The sequence below is a fragment of the Acidovorax soli genome, from assembly GCF_900107605.1.
GTDB classification, from domain to species: domain Bacteria; phylum Pseudomonadota; class Gammaproteobacteria; order Burkholderiales; family Burkholderiaceae_C; genus Acidovorax; species Acidovorax soli.
This window is the reverse complement of the sequence record NZ_FNQJ01000044.1, coordinates 1-22,670: the sequence shown is the minus strand read 5'-3', so window position 1 is coordinate 22,670 and position 22,670 is coordinate 1. Positions and strand designations below refer to the sequence as shown.

The 22,670-nt window shown below is 65.1% G+C and carries 21 protein-coding genes; 4 read left to right on the top strand and 17 right to left on the bottom strand.

Going from position 1 to position 22,670, the window contains the following annotated elements; all coding sequences use genetic code 11:
- Positions 1-121: 121 nt before the first annotated feature.
- The 7 genes from gshB to BLW02_RS17915 form a co-directional block, all read right to left on the bottom strand.
- On the bottom strand, positions 122-1,075 hold the full coding sequence (gene gshB, locus BLW02_RS17945; RefSeq protein WP_092701154.1) for a glutathione synthase: 954 nt from the start codon (positions 1,073-1,075) through the stop codon (positions 122-124).
- Between the two features lie 94 nt (positions 1,076-1,169).
- Positions 1,170-2,357, bottom strand: a complete 1,188-nt coding sequence (locus BLW02_RS17940; RefSeq protein ID WP_092701151.1) for a benzoate/H(+) symporter BenE family transporter — start codon at positions 2,355-2,357, stop codon at positions 1,170-1,172.
- Positions 2,358-2,456: 99 nt separating this feature from the next.
- The gene (locus tag BLW02_RS17935; RefSeq protein WP_092701147.1) at positions 2,457-4,325 is read right to left on the bottom strand and encodes a potassium transporter Kup; all 1,869 of its coding nucleotides are present in this window, start codon (positions 4,323-4,325) and stop codon (positions 2,457-2,459) included.
- Positions 4,326-4,481: 156 nt separating this feature from the next.
- A complete protein-coding gene (gene gshA, locus BLW02_RS17930) occupies positions 4,482-5,777 on the bottom strand; it encodes a glutamate--cysteine ligase (protein ID WP_092701144.1) in 1,296 nt (431 codons plus the stop codon).
- Positions 5,778-5,868: 91 nt separating this feature from the next.
- Complete coding sequence (locus tag BLW02_RS17925; RefSeq protein ID WP_092701141.1) at positions 5,869-7,335, bottom strand: TrkH family potassium uptake protein; 1,467 nt, start codon at positions 7,333-7,335, stop codon at positions 5,869-5,871.
- A gap of 25 nt (positions 7,336-7,360) precedes the next feature.
- Positions 7,361-8,824, bottom strand: a complete 1,464-nt coding sequence (trkA, locus tag BLW02_RS17920) for a Trk system potassium transporter TrkA (RefSeq protein WP_092701138.1) — start codon at positions 8,822-8,824, stop codon at positions 7,361-7,363.
- A gap of 60 nt (positions 8,825-8,884) precedes the next feature.
- Positions 8,885-10,165 (bottom strand): glutamate-5-semialdehyde dehydrogenase, encoded by a 1,281-nt coding sequence (locus tag BLW02_RS17915; protein WP_092701135.1) that lies wholly within the window; start codon positions 10,163-10,165, stop codon positions 8,885-8,887.
- A gap of 81 nt (positions 10,166-10,246) precedes the next feature.
- Between BLW02_RS17915 and BLW02_RS17910 the strand changes: the two genes are divergently transcribed.
- A complete protein-coding gene (locus tag BLW02_RS17910; RefSeq protein WP_092701132.1) occupies positions 10,247-10,525 on the top strand; it encodes a hypothetical protein in 279 nt (92 codons plus the stop codon).
- An 84-nt stretch (positions 10,526-10,609) separates the two neighbouring features.
- Here the strand turns inward: BLW02_RS17910 and holA are convergent, their stop codons facing one another.
- Entirely contained in the window at positions 10,610-11,665 is a 1,056-nt protein-coding gene (gene holA / locus BLW02_RS17905; protein WP_092701129.1) for a DNA polymerase III subunit delta, read from the bottom strand.
- Positions 11,666-11,855: 190 nt separating this feature from the next.
- Here holA and rocF point away from each other — a divergent pair, with 190 nt between their 5' ends.
- A complete protein-coding gene (gene rocF / locus BLW02_RS17900; RefSeq protein WP_092701160.1) occupies positions 11,856-12,824 on the top strand; it encodes an arginase in 969 nt (322 codons plus the stop codon).
- Between the two features lie 7 nt (positions 12,825-12,831).
- Here rocF and BLW02_RS17895 read toward each other — a convergent pair whose 3' ends face one another.
- The 6 genes from BLW02_RS17895 to BLW02_RS17870 form a co-directional block, all read right to left on the bottom strand.
- Positions 12,832-13,329, bottom strand: a complete 498-nt coding sequence (locus BLW02_RS17895; protein WP_092701157.1) for an LPS-assembly lipoprotein LptE — start codon at positions 13,327-13,329, stop codon at positions 12,832-12,834.
- Between the two features lie 5 nt (positions 13,330-13,334).
- Complete coding sequence (gene leuS / locus BLW02_RS17890) at positions 13,335-16,028, bottom strand: leucine--tRNA ligase (RefSeq protein WP_092701126.1); 2,694 nt, start codon at positions 16,026-16,028, stop codon at positions 13,335-13,337.
- A gap of 94 nt (positions 16,029-16,122) precedes the next feature.
- Positions 16,123-16,548, bottom strand: coding sequence for an ExbD/TolR family protein (locus BLW02_RS17885; RefSeq protein ID WP_092701123.1), 426 nt, complete (start codon positions 16,546-16,548; stop codon positions 16,123-16,125).
- Entirely contained in the window at positions 16,545-17,267 is a 723-nt protein-coding gene (locus BLW02_RS17880; protein ID WP_092701120.1) for a MotA/TolQ/ExbB proton channel family protein, read from the bottom strand. Before BLW02_RS17880 ends, BLW02_RS17885 begins: the two co-directional genes overlap by 4 nt.
- A gap of 17 nt (positions 17,268-17,284) precedes the next feature.
- The gene (gene dapB / locus BLW02_RS17875) at positions 17,285-18,124 is read right to left on the bottom strand and encodes a 4-hydroxy-tetrahydrodipicolinate reductase (RefSeq protein WP_026435452.1); all 840 of its coding nucleotides are present in this window, start codon (positions 18,122-18,124) and stop codon (positions 17,285-17,287) included.
- A gap of 63 nt (positions 18,125-18,187) precedes the next feature.
- Positions 18,188-18,748, bottom strand: a complete 561-nt coding sequence (locus BLW02_RS17870) for an outer membrane protein assembly factor BamE (RefSeq protein WP_026435453.1) — start codon at positions 18,746-18,748, stop codon at positions 18,188-18,190.
- Between the two features lie 89 nt (positions 18,749-18,837).
- Here BLW02_RS17870 and fur point away from each other — a divergent pair, with 89 nt between their 5' ends.
- Positions 18,838-19,254 (top strand): ferric iron uptake transcriptional regulator, encoded by a 417-nt coding sequence (gene fur, locus BLW02_RS17865; RefSeq protein WP_092701117.1) that lies wholly within the window; start codon positions 18,838-18,840, stop codon positions 19,252-19,254.
- A gap of 59 nt (positions 19,255-19,313) precedes the next feature.
- On the opposite strand, the gene hprK is transcribed toward fur, so the two are convergent.
- From hprK to hpf, 3 genes are all read right to left on the bottom strand, one after another.
- Positions 19,314-20,270: an HPr(Ser) kinase/phosphatase gene (gene hprK, locus BLW02_RS17860; protein WP_026435455.1), complete on the bottom strand. Its 957-nt coding sequence runs from the start codon at positions 20,268-20,270 to the stop codon at positions 19,314-19,316.
- A gap of 28 nt (positions 20,271-20,298) precedes the next feature.
- The gene (locus tag BLW02_RS17855; protein ID WP_026435456.1) at positions 20,299-20,766 is read right to left on the bottom strand and encodes a PTS sugar transporter subunit IIA; all 468 of its coding nucleotides are present in this window, start codon (positions 20,764-20,766) and stop codon (positions 20,299-20,301) included.
- Between the two features lie 110 nt (positions 20,767-20,876).
- Complete coding sequence (gene hpf, locus BLW02_RS17850) at positions 20,877-21,209, bottom strand: ribosome hibernation-promoting factor, HPF/YfiA family (RefSeq protein WP_026435457.1); 333 nt, start codon at positions 21,207-21,209, stop codon at positions 20,877-20,879.
- Positions 21,210-21,623: 414 nt separating this feature from the next.
- Here hpf and BLW02_RS17845 point away from each other — a divergent pair, with 414 nt between their 5' ends.
- Positions 21,624-22,544, top strand: coding sequence for a phosphoribosylaminoimidazolesuccinocarboxamide synthase (locus tag BLW02_RS17845; protein ID WP_092701114.1), 921 nt, complete (start codon positions 21,624-21,626; stop codon positions 22,542-22,544).
- Positions 22,545-22,670: the final 126 nt, after the last annotated feature.

Genomic DNA, 22,670 nt, shown 5'->3' with positions numbered 1-22,670 from the left:
AACCCAAAACCATCTTCTTTTTTTCCTCTGCATCCAGAGCCCTCACGAAGAAGGCTCACGGCAGCGAAGCCATAGACTATAGCACGGGAAAGTCAGAAAAACCCAACCTCACCCGCCGTCTTCAGCCGTGCGCGGCAACAGCCGCCTCCAGCGCATCCACGAACAGATGCGCGACGTCGCAACCCGTCTGTTCCTGGATCTCCTGGAAGCACGTCGGGCTCGTCACGTTGATTTCGGTGACGCACTCTCCGATGACATCCACGCCTGCCAGCAGCAAGCCCCGGCTCTGCAAGACAGGGCCCAGCGCTTCGGCAATCTCCCAGTCCCGCGCAGACAGTGGCCTTGCCACGCCCTTGCCGCCCGCCGCCAGATTGCCCCGGACTTCGCTGCCCTGCGGGATGCGTGCAAGGCAGAAAGGCACCGGCCTGCCCCCGATGATGAGGACACGCTTGTCACCGTCCACGATCTGCGGAAGAAATTTCTGCACCATCACGCTTTGCGCTCCGTGGCGGTTGAGTGTTTCCGTGATGCTGCCCAGATTCAGCCCGTCCGGACCGACCCGAAAAATGCCCATGCCTCCCATGCCATCGAGTGGCTTGAGGATGATGTCCTGGTGTTCTGCATGGAACTGCTGGATGTCTTGCGCATCACGGGTCACCAGCGTGGGGCCGATGAACTGGGGAAACTCCATGATCGCCAGTTTTTCCGGGTGATCGCGCAGTGCACGCGGTTTATTAAATACCCGTGCGCCCTCCCTCTCGGCCTGTTCAAGCAAGTGGGTGGCATAAAAATATTCACTATCGAAGGGCGGATCCTTGCGCATGAGCACCGCATCGAACGCCGTGAGGGCCGAACTGCGCAGTGGCTGCGCCTGGAACCAATCGGTCGCATCGCCCGTGAGAACAATGTCGCGCACCCGTGCAGTCACCTGGCTGCCACGCTGCCACACCAGATCCTGTGGCAGACATGCCGCCAGCTGGTGTCCACGCCGCTGCGCCTCGCGCATCATGGCAAAGGTGGTGTCCTTGTAGATCTTGAAACCTTCGAGCGGATCAGCGATGAAAAGGAGTTTCATGGTTTTTCAGGAAAAAGGATCGTGCGTTAAGTATCGACAGTGTGGACAGGCGGCCGCCCCCATGGCATTGCCGCATTCACTGCATCCGACCTGGTCAGACGCTCTCGGCTTGGGAACGCCTGTACTGTTGCACAAATAGCGCCAGGCTGCCGGCGGCCACGCCCCAGAACGCAGACCCCACCCCTGCCACCACCACGCCGCTGAGAGTGACCAGGAAGGTGATCAGTGCCGCCTCGCGATGAGACTCGCCCTGCAGCGCGGCAGCCAAGCCGTTACCGATCGTGCCCAGCAAAGCCAGGCCGGCGATGGCCACCACCAGCTCCTTGGGAAACGCGGTCAACAGGCCCGTGACGACCGCGCCGAAGATGCCGATCACCACATACAGCAAGCCGCAGGACACCGCAGCCGTGTAGCGTTTGGTGTGGTCCGGGTGGGCCTCGGGGCCCATGCAGATGGCGGCGGTGATGGCGCTGAAATTCAGCGCATAGCCACCAAAGGGCGCCAGCACCAGGGTCGCGAGCCCCGTCATGGTGATGAGGCGCGACACCGGCAGGTCATACCCCGTGGCGCGGATCACCGCCACGCCCGACAGGTTTTGCGAGGCCATGGTCACGACAAACAGGGGCAGGGCCAGGCTGATGGCCGCAGACCAGGTGAACTGCGGCGCCGTGAAAACGGGCATGGCCAGCTCCAGGCGAATGGCCGACCAGGACATCTCGCCGCGCAGCGCAACAAAACCGATGGCCAGCGCCAGCGTGATGACCACGGCATAGCGTGGCAGCAGCCGGCGCACCACCAGATACGTCCCCAGCATCAGCAATACCAGGGGCAGTGCCGTCTGCGCCGCAGCAAAGGCCTGCATGCCAAAGCGCGCGAGCACCCCCGCCAGCAACGCTGCGGCAATCTCCATGGGAATGCGGCTCATGGCGCGCTCGAACCAGCGCGTAACACCCGCCAGCGTGATCAGGACGGCACACACCATGAAGGCGCCCACCGCCTCGGCCATGCTGAAGCCTCCAGCCAGTCCGGCGGTGGCCAGCACGGCAGCGCCTGGCGTGGACCAGGCCACCATCACCGGCTTGCGCAGCAAGAGCGAGGGCACCAGCGAGCACAGGCCCATGCCCAGCCCCAGCGCCCACATCCACGAAGTGATTTGCGCGGGTGTGGCCTGAAACGCCTGGGCCGCCTGGAAAACAATGGCCACGGAACTCGTGAACCCCACCAGCACCGCCACAAAGCCGGCGGTGAAGGCAGACAGGCTCAGGTCTTTGAAAAATTGCATGGGTGCATTCTGGCATCGCCATGCACCAACATGCTATTTATTCAATAGCATATTGCGCCTGCTACACAGGCACCACAAGCCAGAATTCTGTCAATCTGGTTAGATCTCGATCTTGGAGCCCAGCTCGACCACTGCGTTGTTGGGCAAATGCAGGAAGTCGGCGGCGCCACTGGCGTTGTGGTGCATCTGGGCAAACAGCTTCTCGCGCCAAGGCGCCATGCCGCTGCCGATGGTGGGAATGATGGTGTCGCGCGAGAGAAAGTAGCTGGTGGTCATGGCCTCCAGCTCACAGCCCCGGCCCCGCAACTGGTGCAGGGCGCTGGGGATGTCGGGATCGTTCTTGAAGCCGTAATGCACCACCACCTGCCAGCAATCGTGCCCCAGGGGCTCCACCTGCAGGCGCTTGTCCAGCCCGATCCAAGGCACTTCGTGGTTGCGCACGGTGACGAACAGATTCTGGCCATGCAGCACCTTGTTGTGCTTGAGGTTGTGCAGCATGGCATTGGGCACGGCCCCCGGTTCTGCCGTGAGGAACACCGCCGTACCGTCCACGCGGGTGGGTGGGTTCAGGAACACCGACTCCAGGAAAGCCTTGAGGTCGATGGCATCGGCGCGCAGCTTGTCGTTGAGCAGGCGGCGCCCCTCCTTCCAGGTCATCATCAGCACGAACACGCCGCCGCCGATCATCAGCGGGAACCACCCGCCCTGGAACAGCTTGAGCAGATTGGACGCGAAGAAGGCCAGGTCCACCACAAAAAAACAGCCCGTGGCCGCAATGCACAGCGCCAGCGGATAGCCCCAGCCATAGCGGATGACAAAGAACGTCAAGGTGGTGGTAATCAACATGTCCAGCGTCACGGCGATGCCATAGGCCGCAGCCAGGTTGCTGGACGAGCGGAACATCACCACCGCCAGCACAATGGCCACGAAAAGCCCCCAGTTGACCAGAGGGATGTAGATCTGCCCCGTGTCCCGCACGCTGGTGTGCAGGATGTTCAGGCGCGGCAGATAGCCCAGCTGGATCACCTGCTTGGTGACACTGAAGGCGCCCGTGATGAGCGCCTGCGAAGCGATGACCGTGGCCAGCGTTGCCAAGATCACCAACGGCACCAGGGCCCAGTCGGGCGCCATCATGAAAAACGGATTCTTCACCGCCTCGGGTTCGGCCAGCAGCAGCGCACCCTGGCCAAAATAATTGAGCGTGAGCGCCGGCATGGCCACGCCAAACCAGGCCAGGCGGATGGGCCGTTTGCCAAAATGCCCCAGGTCGGCATACAGCGCCTCGGCCCCGGTCACGCACAGCACCACGGCACCCAGAATGATGAAACTGATGCCCGGATGGGCCCACATGAACCCCAGCGCGTGGTGCGGGCTCATGGCCCAGAGGATTTCAGGGTGGGTGACGATGTGCGACACCCCGAGCACGGCCAGGGACAGGAACCACAGGAGCGTGATGGGACCGAAAAATTTTCCGATGCCACCCGTGCCCCGCTTTTGCACGGCAAACAGGCAAAACAGCACGATCAGCGTGAGCGGAATCACATACTGCTTGAAATGGGGCGACACCACCTCCAGCCCCTCCACCGCGGACAGCACCGAAATGGCCGGGGTGATGACGCCGTCGCCATAAAACAGCGAGGTGCCGAAGATGCCCACCGCCAGCAGCCCCTTGCGCAAGCGGGGCTTGTCTTTCACTGCCTGCGAGGCCAGCGCCAGCATGGCGATCAGCCCGCCCTCGCCGTTGTTGTCGGCACGCAGCACCAGCACTACGTACTTGAGGGAAACGATGACGGTCAGGGTCCAGAAGAAGATGGACAGGATGCCGTAGATGTTGTCCGGCGTGAACGGGACATGGCCCGAGCCGAAAACTTCCTTGACCGCGTACAGCACGCTGGTGCCGATATCGCCGTAGACAACACCGATGGCGCCCAGCGTGAGCGCTGCGAGCGATGATTTGGAACTTTGCACTGACACCCCCCGCGGCACTGGGCAAGACGGGGTTCCGTAACTTTTGGGAACGCTATTGTGCGCCCGCCATCGCCCTGGCGGGTCGGTCTCACGGGTTTTGTTGCAGTGCAACAACTGCGCACCGACCCCGGCGCCCCGGCAGGGCATGGCCCCGGATCAGTCGTAAATCTCGGCGTCCGGGTTGGTGGCTTCCAGCTCGTAGCTGGCGGCCAGCATGGCCAGGCGCGCCACCACGCCATACATGTAAAAGCGGTTGGGCGCACTCACACCCGGGCGCACACCGGGCTGGGGCATGTGCGTGCTGTGCTCGAACGCCAGCGGCACGAAACTCGCGCCGGGGGCGTTGAGGTTTTCATCCACGCCGCGCTCCGCATGCATGCGATAAAAGCCGCCCACCACATAGCGGTCCATCATGTAGACCACCGGCTCGGCGACGGCCTCGTGCACCCGCTCCTGCGTGAGCACCCCTTCCTGGATGATCACGTCGCTGACCGGCTGGCCGTCCTTGATGACGGCCATCTTGTTGCGGGTCTTGCGGTTCAGGTCGTCCAGTTCCTTGGCATCGCGCACGGTCATGATGCCCATGCCATAGGTGCCGTTGTTGGCCTTGACGATCACGAAGGGCTTTTCATGGATGCCGTATTCCTTGTACTTGCGCCGGACCTTGGCGAGCAGTGCATCCACCCCGCTTTGCAACCCGTCCATGCCCGTGCCTTCGGCAAAATCCACAGCGCCGCACTGGCTGAACAGCGGATTGATCAGCCAGGGGTCGATGCCGAGCATCTTGCCTAAGCGCTTGGCCACTTCTTCGTAGTTCTTGAAATGCGTGCTCTTCCTGCGCACGCTCCAGCCTGCATGCAGGGGTGGCAGCAGGTACTGCTCATGAATGTCCTCCAGAATGCCCGGCGCGCCGGCCGAAAGATCGTTGTTGAGCAAAATCGTGCAGGGGTCGAAATCCTTGAGGCCCAGCCGCCCTTTGGTACGGATCACGGGCTCCAGCATCACCGAGTCGCCATTGGGCAGCTCGATCAGGGTGGATTTCTTGATCTCGGGGCTGATGGAGCCCACCCGCACATTCAGGCCCGCCATGTTGAAGATGCGCTGCAGCTGCACCACATTGGCCAGGTAAAACGTGTTGCGCGTGTGGTTCTCGGGAATGATCAGCAGGTTGCGCGCCTCGGGGCAGATCTTCTCGATGGCGGCCATGGCGGCCTGCACGGCCAGGGGCAGCATCTCCTTGGTGAGATTGTTCCAGCCGCCCGGGAACAGATTGGTGTCCACGGGCGCCAGCTTGAAGCCGGCATTGCGAATATCGACCGAGGTGTAGAACGGCGGCGTGTGCTCCATCCACTCCAGGCGAAACCAGCGCTCGATGGCCGGCATGGAGTCGAGGATGCGCTGTTCGAGTTCGTTGATCGGCCCCGTGAGGGCCGTGATGAGATGCGGAACCATAGATGCCCTCGGGAAGCGGTTGCGGTGAATTGTAGGAGTTGGGGCCGGGCCAGAGATTCGCAAGGCAGCGCGCTGGCCGCCCCCCTGCCGGTCAGCGCCGCCAGAACGCCGGCGTGAGCAGGGCCATGAAGCTCAGTATCTCCAGCCGCCCCAGCAGCATGGCCAGGGTGCAGATCCATATCTGGAAATCGGTCAGCACGGCGTAGTTGGCGGCGGGGCCCACACTGCCCAGACCCGGCCCCGTGCAGTTGACGCTGGCCAGGACGGCCGAAAACGCGGTCACCAGGTCCAGATCGGTCAGCAGCAGCACCATGCTCAGGCCGAAAATGGTGGCGCCATACACCAGCATGAAGGCCAGCACCGAGAAGATCACCCGGTTGTCCACCACCGCGTCACCCAGCCGCACGGGCTGCACGGCGCGCGGATGCACCAGCCGGTTCATTTCCCGGCGCGCCTGCTTGAGCAAGATCAGCACGCGCACCATCTTGATGCCGCAGCCCGTGGAGCCCGCACTGGTCGCCAGGCCCGACAGCAGCAGCATGAACACGGGCGCAAACACCGGCCAGCCCAGATAGTCCACCGTGGAATAGCCGGTGGTGGAAGCCAGGGACACCAGGTTGAACATGCCGTGGCGCAGCGCATCGAGCGGCGCATACACTCCCTTGACCCACAGCAACCCGGCCACCAGCAGCCCCCCGCCGACCAGCGTGAACAGGGTGGCGCGCAGCTCCGGGTCGCGCCAGAAGCCACCCCACTGCCCCTTGCGGATGGCCACGAAATACAGTGCGAAATTGCAGCTGGCCACCAGCATGAAGAAGATGCAGATGGTCTCCAGCAGCGGCGACTGAAAATACCCGAAGCTCTGGTCATGGGAAGACAGCCCGCCCAGGCTCACCGTGGAGAACATGTGCATCAGCGCATCCAGCGGTGCCATGCCCGCCCCCCAGTAGGCCAGGCCACACAGGGCGGAGAAAAGGGCGTACACGCCCCACAGCCCTTTGGCGGTGCCGGTCATGCGCGGCGTGAGCTTGGTGTCCTTGAGCGGCCCGGCCGCCTCGGCCTTGAACAGCTGGCTGCCGCCCACCCCCAGCAGTGGCAGCACCGCCACCGCCAGGATCAAAATGCCCATGCCGCCCATCCACTGCAAAAAGGTGCGCCACACGTTCACCGACACGGGCAGGGTGTCCAGGCCCGTCAGCACCGTGGCGCCCGTGGTGGTCAGGCCGGAAACGGCTTCAAAGTACGCGTGCGTGAACGACATCGGCCGCCCTGTGTGGTGCCCTGCCAGCATCAGCGGCACGGCAGCCGCCAGTGGCAGCAGCATCCACACCAGCGAGACCAGCATCACGCCATGGCGTGGCTGCAGCTCCTGCCGGAACAGGCGCAGGCGCCACCACAGCCATGCGCCCGCCAGCATCGTGGCGCCCATGGCCAGCGGGTACACATGCCACACCCCGTCCTGGGTCCACAGCGAAACCGCCAGCGGCAGCCCCATGGACAGCGAAAAGATCATGACCAGGATGCCCAGCACACGCAGGACGGGAAACATGTCCACCATGGTGTTCTCGCGGACCTGTTCCGGTTCAGAAGAAAGTGGCGCTCACGCGAAAGAGCTTTTCCACGTCGCGCACCAGCCGCTTGTGCGGCAGGAAGAACACCACATGGTCATTGCTCTCGATCACCGTGGCACTGCGTGGGATGATCACCTGCGGCTCGGGCGGCGCATCGGGCGCCCCCTCGGGTGCATCGTGCGCATCGGACAGGCCGCGCACGATCAGGCCGATGTGCACGTCGCGCGGCAGGGCCAGCTCGCTGACCTTGCGGCCCACCACCCGCGAGGTCTTGCGGTCGCCACGGGCCACGATCTCCAGCGCCTCGGCCACGCCCCGGCGCAAGCTGTGCACGGCCTGCACATCGCCCTGGCGCACATAGGCCAGCAGCTCGCCCAGCATGGCCTGCGCGGGCGACAGGGCAATGTCGATCTGCGTGCCGTGCATCAGGTCGGCATAGCTGCGGCGGTTGATCAGCGCCAGCACGCGGCGCGCGCCCATGCGCTTGGCCAGCAGGCAGGACATGATGTTGTCCTCGTCGTCGTCGGTCAGGGCCAGAAAGAGATCGATCTCGTCGATGCTCTCGTCACCGAGCAGGTTTTCATCGGTGGTATCGCCCTGCAGCACCAGGGTGTCGGACGGCAGGCGCGAGGCCAGCTCGATGCAGCGCGCACTGTCGTCCTCGATGATCTTCACCAGATAGCGCCCCGGCTCCCTGCCCAGCTCCAGCGCCAGGTGCAGGCCCACACGGCCGCCACCGGCGATCATGATGCGCCGCACTGGCCGCACCGGCGTGGCGTCCCGGCGGTGCAAGGTGGCCAGCACATGGGCGATGTGCTCGCGCGCGGCCAGCACAAAAACCTCGTCGCCGGGCTCGATGCGGGTTTCCCCGGCGCAGGCCACGAAGCGGTCGGGCTCTTCCGGAAAGCGGCGATAGATGGCCACCAGGCGCACCGCCACCTCGGGGGTGCTGCTGCGCATCTCGGCCACGGTGTGGCCCACCATGGGCGCGCCGGCCCGCGTCCGCACCGACACCAGGCAGGCCCGCCCGCCAGCGAACTCGCGCACCTGCATGGCTTCGGGGTATTCGATGAGCTTGCCGATGTAGCGGGTGAGGGATTCCTCGGGGCAGATGATGCGGTCCACCGCAAAGCCTTCGGTGGACACCAGGCGTTCATCCCGCTGGAACCCGGTGGAGCGCACGCGCGCAATGCGCTTGGGGATGTTGAACACCAGTTGCGCCACCTTGCAGCACACCAGGTTGGTCTCGTCCTGGGCGGCACAGGCGATCAGCAGGTCGGTGTCCTGCGCGCCCGCCTCGGCCAGCACGGCGGGCTCGATGCCGTTGCCCACCACGCCGCGCAGGTCATAGCGCGATTCCAGGTCGCGCAGACGCTCGGCGTCGGTGTCGATGACGGTGATGTCGTTGCGCTCGGACACCAGGCTGTCGGCCACGCTCTGGCCTACGCGGCCGGCTCCGAGGATGATGATTTTCATCTGGTATTGGCTTTCAGCGCAATACTGGCAACCCCAACCAGCTATGAAATAAGCAGCAAATCAGACCCGCACCTCGCCCTCGCCCAGCACCACGTACTTGAGCGAGGTGAGGCCTTCCAGCCCCACCGGCCCGCGCGCGTGGAACTTGTCGGTGCTGATGCCGATTTCGGCCCCCAGGCCAAACTCGAAGCCATCGGCAAAGCGCGTGCTGGCATTCACCATTACGCTGGCCGAATCCACCTCGCGCAAGAAGCGCTGGGCGTGCATGTGGTTGGTGGTCAGGATGGCGTCGGTGTGGTGGCTCGAATAGCGGTTGATGTGGGCGATGGCTTCGTCCACGCCCGCCACCACCTTCACGCTGATGATGGGCGCCAGATACTCCTCGCTCCAGTCCTGCTCGGTGGCAGGCACCAGCTGGGCACCAGGTACCGGCTGCAGGATGGCCAGCGCCTCGGGGCAGCCGCGCATCTCCACGCCCTTGGCGGCATACACGGCGCCGATCTGCGGCAGAAACTCTGCCGCCACGCCGCGCGCCACCAGCAGGCCTTCGCTGGCGTTGCAGGGGCTGTACTTGTTGGTCTTGGCGTTGTCGGCGACCTTCACGGCCATGGCGATGTCGCAGGGGTCGTCCACATAGGTGTGGCAGTTGCCGTCCAGGTGCTTGATGACCGGCACCTTGGCATCGCGGCTGATGCGCTCGATCAGGCCCTTGCCGCCGCGCGGGATGATCACGTCCACAAACTGCGGCATGGCAATGAGCTGGCCCACGGCTTCGCGGTCGGTGGTCTGCACCAGCTGCACCGCGTCCTGCGGCAGGCCGGCTTCGGCCAGGGCCTGCTGCACCAGTCTGGCCAATGCCTTGTTCGACGCGATCGCCTCGGAGCCGCCGCGCAGGATGCAGGCGTTGCCGCTCTTGATCGACAGGCTGGCCGCCTCGATGGTCACGTTGGGGCGGCTCTCGTAGATCATGCCGAACACGCCGATCGGCACGCGCATCTGGCCCACGCGGATGCCGCTGGGCTGCTGCTTCATGCCGATGATTTCGCCAATGATGTCGGGCATGGCGGCCAGCTGCTCGCAGCCCTGGGCGCAGGTCTCCAGCACCTTGGGGCTGAGCTGGAGGCGGTCCACCATCGGCTCGGCCAGGCTGGCGGCGCGGGCGCGCTCCAGGTCGACGGCGTTGTCGGTCTGCAAGGCGGCCGTGTTTTCGCGCAGCAAGCGGGCCAGGGCCTTGAGCGCCTTGTTCTTGATAGCTGCCGGCGCTTTGGCCATCAGCGCAGAGGCCGCTTTTGCCTGCAAACCGAGGGTGTGGGTGTATTCGGTGACGTTGAGGGCGTTCATGTCAGGATTTTGCCGCAGATACCCCGCAGCCTGCCCGCCGCACAGCGGTTACCCTTGCCCCTTCACTTTGCAGCGGCTCCGATGACACGCTCCCACCTGCTCCAACCCGTGCAAGAAGCACTCCAGGCCTTCACCGCGGGTGCACTGCCCGCGTCCAGCCTCAGCCATACCGCCCGCGAACAGACCGAACTGCTCGCCGCCCTGCCGCCGCGCTACGCCGAGGTGCTGCACGGCCTGCTGGACCGGCTGGAATCAAGTGCGCTGTTCTCTGAAGAAAGCTGCTCGTTCAGCCAGCAGGATCTGATCGCCAGCCTGCAGATGTGGATAGACAAGGCGCGTGGCCTGCTGGAATCCATCTGAACCGATACTATTTTTCTGATAGCTATCAGCGCTTGATGGATAAGATCCAGAGCCAAAAAACAATGAAAACCTGGCGGTGAAACCTCACCGCGCCGCTTGCGTCAGCCGGCACAGCTGGAACGCCAGCCGCTGCAGCGCCTGCCAACCGTCCTGCGGCCAGTCGGGCTGCTTGAGGCCTTTCACGATGCCGTCCACGGTGTGGGCCGACTGCAGCAGCCGCGCCAGGGCGGCGTCGCTGGCCTTGGGCAGGATGCGCTCGAACAAGCGCTCCTTGGGGCCCCAGATGCGGTTCTCGCGCAGGGCCATGGGCAGGGGGCGGCCCGCGTTCATGGCATCCTTGACGCGTTTCAGGGCGCGGATGTCTTCGGCCAGCGCCCAGTGCACCAGCACCTCGGCCTCACCCTCGGCCTGCAGGCCATCGAGCATGCGTTGCACGCGGCCCGTCTGCCCGGCCAGCACCGATTCGGACAGTTTGAACACGTCGTAGCGGGCCACGTTGAGCACGGCGGCCTCGACCTGGGCCTGCGTGAGCTCGCCCGGGGGGTGCAGCAGGGCCAGCTTCTGGATCTCCTGGTGCGCGGCCAGCAGGTTGCCTTCCACGCGGTCGGCAAAGAACTGCAGGGTGCGCTGGCCTTCTTCGCCCGCCACCACACGCTGGTTTTGCGCGGCCAGGCGCTGGGCAATCCACTGCGGGAGCTGGCCGCGTTCGATGGGGTCGATCTGGATGGAGACGCCGTTGCCCTCCAGCGCGGCAAACCAGGCGCCAGTCTTGGTGGCTTTATCGAGGCGCGGCAGCATGACGATGGTGAGCGTGCTGTCGTTGCCCCGGGCCGATTCGGCCACCTGCTGCAGCGCCACGCTGCCCTCCTTGCCGGGCTTGCCCGAGGGGATGCGGATCTCGATGATCTGCTTGTCGGCAAACAGGCTCAGACTGCCGCCTGCGGCCAGCACCGCGCTCCAGTCGAAGTGGGCGCCGGCCACGGTGTAGCTGCTGCGCTCGGTATAGCCCTGGACCCTGGCGGCGGCCCGGATGGCGTCTGCCGCCTCCTGCTGCAGCAAGGGCTCGTCGCCATGCAGCACATAAAGCGGCGACAGGCCCCGTGGAAGATGGGAAGAGAGTTGGGCCAAGGCGACTTGCATGCGGCAAAGTTTATCGCCTTGCCACGCGGGGGCACTGCACCAATGGCCAGGCCGCCCCACCCGGTGTGCGAAGGTGGCAACGGACGGACCCGCTGTTTTGCTGTTCATGCGCGCCCAAAGCCCCGAGAATCCCCCCCGGGCGTCCGCGCCCGCCCCGACCTCTGCCGCCTTACCCGAAAGCACCAGCACCATGTCCCCCACCGCCCTGCGCAGCGCCCAGTCCATCAGCCTGATCGGCGCCCCCACCGACATTGGCGCGGGCGCGCGCGGCGCCTCCATGGGCCCCGAAGCCCTGCGCGTGGCCGGGCTGCAGGCGGCGCTGCAACGGCACGGGCTGCAGGTGCTGGACCGGGGCAACTTGAGCGGCCCGTCCAACCCCTGGCAGCCGCCCGTGGACGGCTACCGCCACCTGCCCGAGGTGGTGGACTGGAACCAGCGCGTGTTCGATGCCGTGTATGCCGAGCTGCAGCGGGGCCACCTGCCCATCCTGCTGGGCGGCGACCACTGCCTGGGCCTGGGCAGCATCAGCGCCGTGGCGCGCCATTGCGTCGAGACGGGCAAGCAGCTGCGCGTACTGTGGCTCGATGCCCACGCCGACTTCAACACCAGCCAATTGACCCCCAGCGGCAATGTGCACGGCATGCCCGTGGCCTGCCTGTGCGGCTTTGGCCCGGCCGCGCTGACACAACTGGCAGGCATGCCCGGCGGCGGCCCGGCGCTGCGCCCCAACCAGATCCGCCAGATCGGCATCCGCAGCGTGGACGAAGGCGAAAAGCGCTTTGTGCACGAACAGGGTCTCGAAGTCTTCGACATGCGCCACATCGACGAGGTGGGCATGCGCCAGACCATGCAGCAGGCGCTGGCCGGACTGGATGCCCACACCCACCTGCATGTGAGTTTTGACGTGGACTTTCTCGACCCCGATATCGCGCCCGGCGTGGGCACCACGGTGCCCGGCGGCCCCACCTACCGCGAGGCGCAGCTGTGCATGGAGATGATTGCCGACAGCGGGCGCCTGGCCTCGCTGGACATCGTGGAGCTCAACCCCGCCCTCGATGTGCGCAACCGTACGGCCGCGCTGGCCGTGGACCTGGTGGAGTCGCTGTTTGGCAAGAGCACGCTGATGCGCGCGCCGTCGGCGTCAGTGCCTGCGCCTTGAACAGGCGTCAGCGCTTGGCCACCGCCAGCCGGCGCAGCAGTTGCTGCACGATATCGGTCTGCATGTTGCGGTACAGCAGGGCCTCTTCGGCCTCCTTGGCCAGGGCGATGGCTTCGTTGTAGCTGATCTCGCGCTGCTGCAGCAGCTCGGTGTTGGGAATCAGCTCTTCGCCGGCCGGTGTGCGCAGCTTGAAGCGCACACGCAGGCGCAACTCCAGCTCGCGCACCTGGCCCGAGGCATTGAGGCCCACCACCACGCGCTCGCGCTGCTCCGACAGCAGGTCGAGCACGGCCTCGGCGGTCGGCAGGTCGGCGGGATCGCGCAGCACCTTCAGTGCACTGCCCGACCCCTGCAGCGTGCGCATCAGCTCCCGCGCCAGGGACGAGCCCTGCGGCGCCGCCACGTAGAGCGTCGCGAAGGAAAACTCGGGCACCCCCCGCAGGCGAAACCCACAGGCGGCCAGCAGTGCCACGGGAGCGAGGGAGAGCAGTGTGCGCTTGTGCATCACGGTCACACTACCACGTTCACGAGACGGCCCGGCACCACGATGACGCGCTTGGGTGCGGCGCCAGCCGCGTGCGCCACAAACGCCTCGCTGGCCAGCGCGATGCGCTCGATCTCGGCCTTGTCGGCCTGCGCCGGTACATGGACGGAGCCGCGCAGCTTGCCGTTGACCTGCAGCATCAGCTCGATCTCGTCCTGCACCAGCGCATCGGGATCCACCTGCGGCCAGGGCGCATCGAGCAGATCGCCCAGAGACCCGGCGTAACCGAGCTGCGACCACAGGCTGTGCGCCACATGTGGCGTGGCCGGGTACAGGCAGCGCAGCAGGATGCCGAAACCTTCGACGAGCGCCACCTGGGCGCTGGCGCTGTCCAGTGCCTTGAAGTCTTCGAGCGCGTTGATCATCTTCATCGCGCCCGAGACCACGGTGTTGTACTGCATGCGCTGGTAGTCGTAGTCCACCTGCTTGAGCACGGTGTGGATCTCCAGCCGCAGGGCCTTGGCCTCCTTGCCGAATTCCACGTCCTTGAGGGCTTTGGCGCCTGTCACGCCTGCGCCGGCAGCTCCCAGATCCATGGCAGACAGCTTCAGGCCGAAGTTCCACACACGGCGCAAAAAGCGGTAGCTGCCCTCCACCGCCGCGTCGTTCCACTCCAGCGTGGCCTCGGGCGGGGCGGTGAACATGGTGTACAGGCGCGCGGTGTCGGCGCCGTACTTTTCGATCAGGTCCTGCGGGTCCACGCCGTTGTTCTTGGACTTGGACATGGTGCCCACGCCCTCGTAGTCGATGGGCGTGCCCACCGGCAGCAGGCCGTCGCCGCTGGTGGCCTCGTTCTTCAGCTTGGCGCCGACGATCTTGCCACCCTCGTCCAGCACATGCTCTACGTCGTGCGGCCAGAAGTAGTCCTTGCCGCCCTTGGCGGTGCGGCGGCTGTAGATGTGGTTGAGCACCATGCCTTGCGTGAGCAGCTTGGTGAAGGGCTCATCGACCTTCACGAGCCCCAGGTCACGCATGACCTTGGTCCAGAAGCGCGCATACAGCAGGTGCAGGATGGCGTGCTCGATACCGCCGATGTACTGGTCCATCGGCATCCAGTAGTCGGCGCCGCCGGCGACCATGGCCTCGCTGTTCTTCGGATCGCAATAGCGCATGAAGTACCACGAGCTGTCGACAAACGTGTCCATGGTGTCGGTCTCGCGGCGCGCGGCCTTGCCGCAGACCGGGCACACGACACCGGCGTGAAAACCCTCGTGCTTGTGCAGCGGGTTGCCCGAGCCGTCGGGAACGCAGTCGGTGGGCAGCACCACCGGCAGGTCTTTCTCGGGCACGGGCACGGCGCCGTGCTCATCGCAGTGGATGATAGGGATCGGTGTGCCCCAGTAGCGCTGGCGGCTCACACCCCAGTCGCGCAGGCGCCAGGTGGTCTTGGTCTCGCCCAGGCCCTTGGCCTGCAGGGCATGTGCCACGGCGGCCACGGCGTCCTTGTAGGAAAGGCCGCTGAAGCTGTCGGAATTGATGGTGACGCCGCGCTGCTTGTCGCCGTACCAGTCGTTCCACTGGTGGTAATCAAAGTGCTCGCCATCGACCAGCACCACCTGCTTGATCTCGATGCCGTACTTGAGGGCGAAGGCAAAGTCGCGCTCGTCGTGCGCCGGCACGCCCATCACGGCGCCGTCGCCATAGCCCATGAGCACATAGTTGCCAACCCAGACTTCGACCTTTTCCTCGGTCAGCGGATGCGTGACAAACAGGCCCGTGGGCATGCCCTTCTTTTCCTGCGTGGCCAGCTCGGCCTCGGTGGTGCCGCCGCTCTTGCATTCTTCGATGAAGGCTGCCAGCTGGGGGTTGGCCCGGGCGGCGTGGGCGGCCAGCGGGTGCTCGGGCGCCACGGCGCAAAACGTCACGCCCATGATGGTGTCGGCACGCGTGGTGAACACGTACATCTTGCCGCCGCCGATCAGCGCGCCATCGTCGCCTGCAATGTCGTGCGGGAAGGCAAAGCGCACGCCTTCGCTCTTGCCGATCCAGTTCTCCTGCATCAGCTTCACACGCTCGGGCCAGCCGGGCAGCTTGTCACCAGTCACGAAACCGAGCAGTTCCTCCGCGTAGTCGGTGATCTTGAGGTAGTAGCCTGGGATCTCGCGCTTTTCCACCGTGGCGCCGGTGCGCCAGCCCTTGCCGTCGATCACCTGCTCGTTGGCCAGCACGGTCTGGTCCACCGGGTCCCAGTTCACGACCTGGGTCTTGCGGTAGGCGATGCCCTTTTCGAGCATCTTCAAGAACAGCCACTGGTTCCATTGGTAATACGTGGGGTCGCAGGTGGCGACTTCGCGGCTCCAGTCGATGGCCAGGCCCATGGCCTGCATCTGCTTCTTCATGTACGCGATGTTTTCGTACGTCCACTTGGCGGGGGGCACGCCGTTCTTCAGCGCCGCGTTCTCGGCCGGCAGGCCGAAGGCGTCCCAGCCCATGGGCATCAACACGTTGTAGCCATTCATGCGCAGGTAGCGCGTGAGCATGTCGTTGATGGTGTAGTTGCGCACATGGCCCATGTGCAGCTTGCCGCTGGGGTAAGGCAGCATGGAGCAGGCGTAGAACTTCTTCTTGCTGGTGTCTTCCGTCACGCGGTAGGCGTCGCGGGCGGTCCAGTGGTCGTGTGCGGCGCGTTCGACGTCTTGGGGAGCGTATTTTTCTTGCATGGAAACTCTGCTGGGTGAGAGGGGTGTAGCCGCTGGGCTGCTTTGGCAGATTTTAGGCGGTGACAGGCGCGGCGCCGGGCCTTGCGCTGGTGGCTCAGGGGGCGGCTGCGGGCTGCTCGGCGACAAAACCGATGCGCTGCAGCCCCGCGCTGTGGGCTGCGCCCATGACTTCGACCATGCGGCCATAGGGCACGGCCGCATCGGCACGCAACTGCACCTCGGTATCAGGCCGGGCGGCACCAATGCGCTGCAGCCGCTCGGCCAGGGCGGCCTGTGACAAGGGTTGGTCGTCCAGATAGGCCTGGCCGCTGCGGTCCACCACCAGGGTCACGAACTGGGGCGCGTCGCCGGGCGTGGCCCCTTGCGCGCGGGGCAGGTCGAGGCGGATGGCACTGGCCAGCAAGGGCGCCGTGAGGATGAAGATCACCACCAGCACCAGCATCACGTCCACCAGGGGCGTCATGTTGATGTCGCTCATGGGCTGGGGCCCGGGGGTACGTTCCAGCCGGCCGAAACTCATGCCCCCACGCTCCCCGCTGCGCCTGGTTCGCTGCCCCCCAAGGCGCTACCTTGAACAGGGGCCGTGTCGGCCAGCAGCTCGCGCAGGTCGCGCGCAAAACCTTCCAGGTCGGCCTCGATGCGGCCAATGAAGCGGCCGAACACGTTGTAGGCCAGCACGGCTGGAATGGCCACCGCCAGGCCGGCAGCCGTCATCACCAGGGCCTCGCCCACGGGGCCGGCCACGCGATCGATGGTGATCTGCCCCGCACCTGCCATGGCGGAAAGCGCATGGTAGATGCCCCAGACCGTGCCCAGCAAGCCGACGAAGGGCGCCGTGGAGCCCACCGTGGCCAGCAGCACCTGTCCCCACTGCAATCGCCCCAAGGCGCCATGCAGGGCATCGCGCAATACGCGGGTCAGCTGCTGCGACAGGCTCCCGGACGTGGCCAGGGTGGCCTGTGCACCGGGATTCGACTGATTTGCTACTGAATTTGCAGCAACAACCAAAGGAAGAAAAAGCGCTTCACGGTCAAAGAACGGCAGACGCTGCGCCGCGATGTCCAGCGATGGCGCCTGCCAGAACGCCGCCGTGCAGCGCGCCACGTCGGCCGTGGCCCGGTGCATGAGGCGCATCTTCCAGAAGATCACCACCCAGCTGGCCACCGACATGGCCAGCAGCAGCAGGGCCGTGCCCTGCGTCACGGCATCCCCCTGGCGCCACCAGTGCAGTGCGTCCATACCGGCTCGCTACGAGGTTAGTTCAGGCCCAGCACGTCGAACATGTCGAACATGCCGGCCTTGCGGTCTGCGAGAAAGCGCACGGCACGCAGGCTGCCCTGGGCATAGGTGGCACGGCTGGACGATTTGTGGGTGATTTCGATGCGCTCGCCAATGCCGGCGAACAGCACGGTATGGTCGCCCACGATATCGCCCCCGCGGATGGTGGCAAAGCCGATGCTCGACGGATCGCGCTCGCCGGTGACGCCCTCGCGCGCATAGACGGCGCATTCCTTGAGGTCGCGCCCCAATGCTTCAGCAATCACTTCCCCCATCTTGAGGGCCGTGCCCGAGGGGGCATCGACCTTGTGGCGGTGGTGGGCTTCGATGATCTCGATGTCGTAACCGGTCGCCATGGCCTTGGCCGCCATCTGCAGCAGCTTGAGCGTGACGTTGACGCCCACGCTCATGTTGGGCGCCATCACGATGGCGGTGCGCTGGGCACATGCCGCGATCTCGGCCTTCTGCGCCTCCGTGAAGCCCGTGGTGCCGACGACGGCCTTCACACCCAGTTCGGCGCACACGGCCAGATGGGCCAGCGTGCCTTCGGGGCGGGTGAAATCGATCAACACATCGGCGTTCTTCAGGCCCGCACGCACATCCGCGGTGATGGCCACCCCGCTGGCGTGGCCCAGGAAAGCCGTGGCGTCCGAGCCGATGGCGGGGCTGGCCGCCACGTCCAGCGCACCGGCCAGCACCATGTCGTCGCTGGCGCGCAGGGCCTCGATCAGCATGCGGCCCATGCGGCCGGACGCGCCCGCCACCGCGACGCGCAAGGAAGGGGAAGCGGCTGGGTTGGGCAAAGAGTTGCCTGTCATGTGATTCCTGTATCGGTGGATGTGGCGGGTAACGCCGGGTGCCGGCGCCCCGGGCCGCAGCCCTTAGCGCACAGGCGCTTCGAGCGGAGGGTAAGAGTTGGAAGCAGGCTCGGCAGGCGCAGGCACGGGGGCCTTGGGCGCGCGCTCGGGTGCGGGGAAACGCGCCAGCTGGGCGTCGGTGGCCTCCAGCACGGGCACCTTGCCCTTGGTGGAGCGCGATCCCAGGGACGCCACAAACTCGGTTTCGGAGGGCATGGTGTCACTGTCGAACCGCTGCAGCAGATCCCCCTGGAAGAACACGGTGAGCTTGCGCGTCTGCAGTTCCTGGCCGGGACGCTGGATGGTGAACACGTATTCCCAGCGCTCTACGTGGAACAGGCTGGTCACCAGGGGCGTGCCGAGGATGTCGCGCACCTGCTGCCGGCTCATGCCCGGCTGAAGCGCCTCGACCTGCTCGCTGGAAACGAAGTTGCCCTGCACCACAGCCACCTTGTAAGGCGTCACGATGCTCGCCAGGCGGTTGCTGGCACTGTCCAGGCTGCTGCAGCCGGCCAAGGCCGCCAGGCAGGCACCGATGAACAAGGTCACGCCCGGGCGGGCGCTGCAATGGGCTTTGACGGGCATGGGAAAGGGTCGTAAGGCTATGATGAATCCATTGTAGCGGCTGGTCCTGCGTGGCTGGTCGAGCCCGCTGGCGCACGAAAGACAGGGTCATGACGAATATCGACGAACTCAAAAGCACAGGCCTGAAGGCAACCCTGCCGCGCCTGAAGATCATGGAGATTTTCCAGAAGGGCGCGCAACGCCACATGACGGCCGAGGATGTCTTTCGCGTCTTGCTGGAAGATCGCTCGGACATAGGGCTGGCCACGGTCTATCGGGTGCTCACGCAGTTCGAGCAGGCGGGCATCCTGATCCGCAGCAATTTCGAAAGCGGCAAGGCGGTCTACGAACTCAATGAAGGCCAGCACCACGACCACTTCGTGTGCACATCCTGCGGCAAGGTGGAAGAGTTCTACGATCCGGAAATCGAAAAACGCCAGCAGATCATTGCCAAGGCCAAGGGCTGGGTGGTGCAGGACCACACCATGGCCCTGTATGGCCAGTGCGCGCACTGCGCCGCGAAATGAACCACCCCTGAGTCGCTTCGCATCCCGTCCCGGTGCGTCTCCCTTCAAGGGCCTGCGGATCAGTCCCCTGAGTCGCGCTCCATGGCGCGGCGGTGCCGCTCCACGAATTCCTGGTAGGTATCGATGCCGCGCAACTGCAGGATGGTGTTGCGCACGGCCGCCTCCACCAGCACGGCAATATTGCGCCCCGCCACCACCTGGATCACCACCTTGAGCACTGGCACGCCCAGCACGTCCTGCGTCAGGGGCTCGTAGGGCAGCCGCTCGTAGTCACGCTCCAGCGTTTCCTTGCGCACCAGGTGCACGATAAGCTTGAGGCGCATCTTGCGGCGCACGGCGGTCTCGCCAAAGATGGCGCGGATGTCCAAAAGACCGATGCCGCGCACCTCCAGCAGGTTTTGCAGCAGCTCCGGGCACTTGCCCTCGATGGTGGTCTGGTTGATGCGAAACAGGTCCACGGCATCGTCGGCCACCAGACCGTTGCCGCGGGAGATCAGCTCCAGCCCCAGCTCGCTCTTGCCCAGACCGGATTCGCCCGTGATCATCACCCCCAGGCCCAGAATGTCCATGAACACACCATGCATCGTGGTGCGGTCGGCAAAGTGCTTGGAAAGGTAGGCCCGCAGCACATCGATGACGAACGCCGAAGACTCGTGCGTGGCGAACATCGGGATCTGTGCGCGCTCGCACATGGACAGCAGCGCATCCGGCGCGGCCTGGCCGTCGGCCAGCACCAGCACCGGCGGCTCCAGCGTGACGATGCGCCCGATGCGGCGCTGGCAGTCTTCCGGCGTGGCGTTGGTGAGATAGGCGATTTCGCGCTCGCCCAGGATCTGCACCCGGTAGGGATGGATGTAGTTGAGGTAGCCGACGAGATCGGCACCCGAGCGTGCCGCGCGCACCGCCACCTCGTCAAAGCGGCGCTCTGAGGCGCCCAGGCCTGCCAGCCACTCCCATTTCAGGGTGCCCCGGAATTCCTCGAACAGGACATCGGCGCTGACGACGTTGGGCTTCAAGGCAGTCCCGCCAGGGTCAAGGGAAAAATCAGGCCACCTGGGTGGACTGCCACTCGGCGATCATGCCGTGCAGCACCGTGGCATCGTCGCAGGCCTTGAGCTTTTCGCGCAGCACCGAGTCGCTCAGCAGTTCGGCGATTTCCGAGAGGATTTCCAGGTGCTTCTGGGTTGCGGCCTCGGGCACCAGCAGGAAAATCAGCAATCCGACCGGCATCTCATCGGGCGCATCGAAGCCAATCGGCTGCGCCAGCTGGAAAACCGCGGCCATCGGCGCCTTGAGCCCCTTGATGCGGCCATGTGGAATGGCCACGCCGTGCCCCAGGCCGGTGGAGCCCAGGCGCTCACGCGCAAACAGGCTGTCGGTGATCAGCGCCCGCGAAAGACCGTGCAGGCTTTCAAACAGCAGACCCGCTTCTTCAAAAGCACGCTTCTTGCTGGTGGCGTCAACGCTCACAAGGACTTGAGCAGAGGGCAGGATAGAGGCGAGTCGGTTCATGGTCAGGGTAACAATTATGCATACATTGGCAAAAACCCTGATAGCCACGCGCAGGGCAGCAAAAAGCCGCCCGATGGGCGGCTGCGGTTGGCAGGCTGCACCTGCATGGTTTATGCGAGCATTTCGCGCTTGGATGCGTCGTGGTGGTCCTGGATGCGGTCCTTGTGGCGCACAACCTGGCGATCCATCTTGTCCACCAGCTCATCCACTGCGGCATACAGGTCGAAGTGGGAGCTTTCTGCAAACAGGTCGCTGCCCTTGACGTGGATATTGCATTCCGCTCGCTGCCGTTTCTCCTTTTCCTTTTGCTTCTCTACTGTCAGCAGTACCTTGACGTCGACAACCTGGTCGAAATGGCGCGTGATCCGGTCCAGCTTGGTGGTGACGTAGTTGCGCAAGGCGGGGGTCACTTCGATGTGGTGACCGCTGATCGTCAGGTTCATATGAAAGTCTCCTGTGGCTCTCTGTGACAAAAATGCCGCCCTGGATCAAAGAGCGGCCCGGGGAACTCGGATGCATCCTTCGGCGTGAATTCACTATGCCCCCGCACCAGACCAAAAGCAATCCCATACCGCCCCCGGCGGCCGGGTTATGCCGGCGCAGGTGCCATGGCGGCCAAAAGCGCGCACAATGAGCAGGCTATGGGCACACCCCCTTGCGCGCCACTGCACGACGGTGCCGCCCACCCACCCTGCAGGCAATCGCCCGCCGGGCCAGCGCACGGACCGCCCATGGCCGCAGCGTCCGACCAACCCACCGCCACGTAAAATCCGCCGGTCCGAAGCCGCCTGATCTGTTCGCAATTCTTAACAATTTCCGGACCCTGACCCGCCCTACGCTCCACCAGCCCGATCACCATGACCCTGCCCAGCACCTCTGCCCTGCACACCTCTGCCCTCACCTCGCTGCCCCTGCTGGCGCGCGGCAAGGTGCGTGACAACTACGCCGTGGGCGACGACCGCATCCTGATGGTGGCCAGCGACCGCCTGTCGGCCTTCGACGTGATCATGGGCGAGCCCATTCCCGGCAAGGGCGAGCTGCTCACGCAGATGGCGCTGTTCTGGTTCGACAAGCTCGGCCACATCTGCCCCAACCACCTGACGGGCGACGACCCCGAAAGCGTGGTCAGCCCTGCCGAGGCGGCGCAGGTGCGCGGCCGCTCGATGCTGGTGCAGCGCCTGCGGCCAATCCCCGTGGAAGCCGTGGTGCGCGGGTATCTCGCCGGCAGCGGCTGGAAGGAGTACCAGGAGTCGCAGTCGGTCTGCGGTGTGCCCCTGCCCGCCGGCCTGACCAACGCCGCCAAGCTGCCCGAGCCCATCTATACGCCTGCCGCCAAGGCCGCAGCGGGCGAGCATGACGAAAACATCACGTTCGAGCGCACGGTGGAAATGATCGGCCTGGACCTGGCCACGAAAATCCGCGACCTGAGCATCGCCATCTACAAGGCCGCGGCCGAGATCGCGCTGACGAAAGGCATGATCATTGCCGACACCAAGTTCGAGTTCGGTCTGGCGCCCGATGGCACCCTGGTGCTGATGGACGAAGTGCTCACGCCCGACAGCTCGCGCTACTGGCCCGTGGAAGGCTATGCCGAGGCATTGGCCAAGGGCGAAAACCCGCCGAGCTACGACAAGCAGTTTGTGCGCGACTGGCTGGAGCAAGCCCAGGTCAACGGCAAGCCCTGGGACAAGACCGCGCCCTCGCCCCGCCTGCCACAGGCCGTGATCGAAAAGACCGCAGCCAAGTACCGCGAGGCGCTCGAACGCCTGACGGGCTGAGCGCAGCCCGGCAAAGTCAAAAGGCCCCGCGGGCCAATGCCAGTCAGTTAAGCTTGGCTTGATCTGATTGGCAGTAAAAAGGGAACGTGTTTCACGTTCCCTTTTTATTTTGTCGATCCTGCTGCA

Excerpts from the sequence above, each read along its gene's own strand:
- gshB (WP_092701154.1), bottom strand. The coding sequence starts at position 1,075 with ATGAAACTCCTTTTCATCGCTGATCCGCTCGAAGGTTTCAAGATCTAC.
- BLW02_RS17940 (WP_092701151.1), bottom strand. The coding sequence starts at position 2,357 with ATGCAATTTTTCAAAGACCTGAGCCTGTCTGCCTTCACCGCCGGCTTT.
- gshA (WP_092701144.1), bottom strand. The coding sequence starts at position 5,777 with ATGGTTCCGCATCTCATCACGGCCCTCACGGGGCCGATCAACGAACTC.
- BLW02_RS17925 (WP_092701141.1), bottom strand. The coding sequence starts at position 7,335 with ATGGTGGACATGTTTCCCGTCCTGCGTGTGCTGGGCATCCTGGTCATG.
- trkA (WP_092701138.1), bottom strand. The coding sequence starts at position 8,824 with ATGAAAATCATCATCCTCGGAGCCGGCCGCGTAGGCCAGAGCGTGGCC.
- BLW02_RS17915 (WP_092701135.1), bottom strand. The coding sequence starts at position 10,165 with ATGAACGCCCTCAACGTCACCGAATACACCCACACCCTCGGTTTGCAG.
- BLW02_RS17910 (WP_092701132.1), top strand. The coding sequence starts at position 10,247 with ATGACACGCTCCCACCTGCTCCAACCCGTGCAAGAAGCACTCCAGGCC.
- holA (WP_092701129.1), bottom strand. The coding sequence starts at position 11,665 with ATGCAAGTCGCCTTGGCCCAACTCTCTTCCCATCTTCCACGGGGCCTG.
- rocF (WP_092701160.1), top strand. The coding sequence starts at position 11,856 with ATGTCCCCCACCGCCCTGCGCAGCGCCCAGTCCATCAGCCTGATCGGC.
- BLW02_RS17895 (WP_092701157.1), bottom strand. The coding sequence starts at position 13,329 with ATGCACAAGCGCACACTGCTCTCCCTCGCTCCCGTGGCACTGCTGGCC.
- leuS (WP_092701126.1), bottom strand. The coding sequence starts at position 16,028 with ATGCAAGAAAAATACGCTCCCCAAGACGTCGAACGCGCCGCACACGAC.
- BLW02_RS17885 (WP_092701123.1), bottom strand. The coding sequence starts at position 16,548 with ATGAGTTTCGGCCGGCTGGAACGTACCCCCGGGCCCCAGCCCATGAGC.
- BLW02_RS17880 (WP_092701120.1), bottom strand. The coding sequence starts at position 17,267 with ATGGACGCACTGCACTGGTGGCGCCAGGGGGATGCCGTGACGCAGGGC.
- dapB (WP_026435452.1), bottom strand. The coding sequence starts at position 18,124 with ATGACAGGCAACTCTTTGCCCAACCCAGCCGCTTCCCCTTCCTTGCGC.
- BLW02_RS17870 (WP_026435453.1), bottom strand. The coding sequence starts at position 18,748 with ATGCCCGTCAAAGCCCATTGCAGCGCCCGCCCGGGCGTGACCTTGTTC.
- fur (WP_092701117.1), top strand. The coding sequence starts at position 18,838 with ATGACGAATATCGACGAACTCAAAAGCACAGGCCTGAAGGCAACCCTG.
- BLW02_RS17855 (WP_026435456.1), bottom strand. The coding sequence starts at position 20,766 with ATGAACCGACTCGCCTCTATCCTGCCCTCTGCTCAAGTCCTTGTGAGC.
- hpf (WP_026435457.1), bottom strand. The coding sequence starts at position 21,209 with ATGAACCTGACGATCAGCGGTCACCACATCGAAGTGACCCCCGCCTTG.
- BLW02_RS17845 (WP_092701114.1), top strand. The coding sequence starts at position 21,624 with ATGACCCTGCCCAGCACCTCTGCCCTGCACACCTCTGCCCTCACCTCG.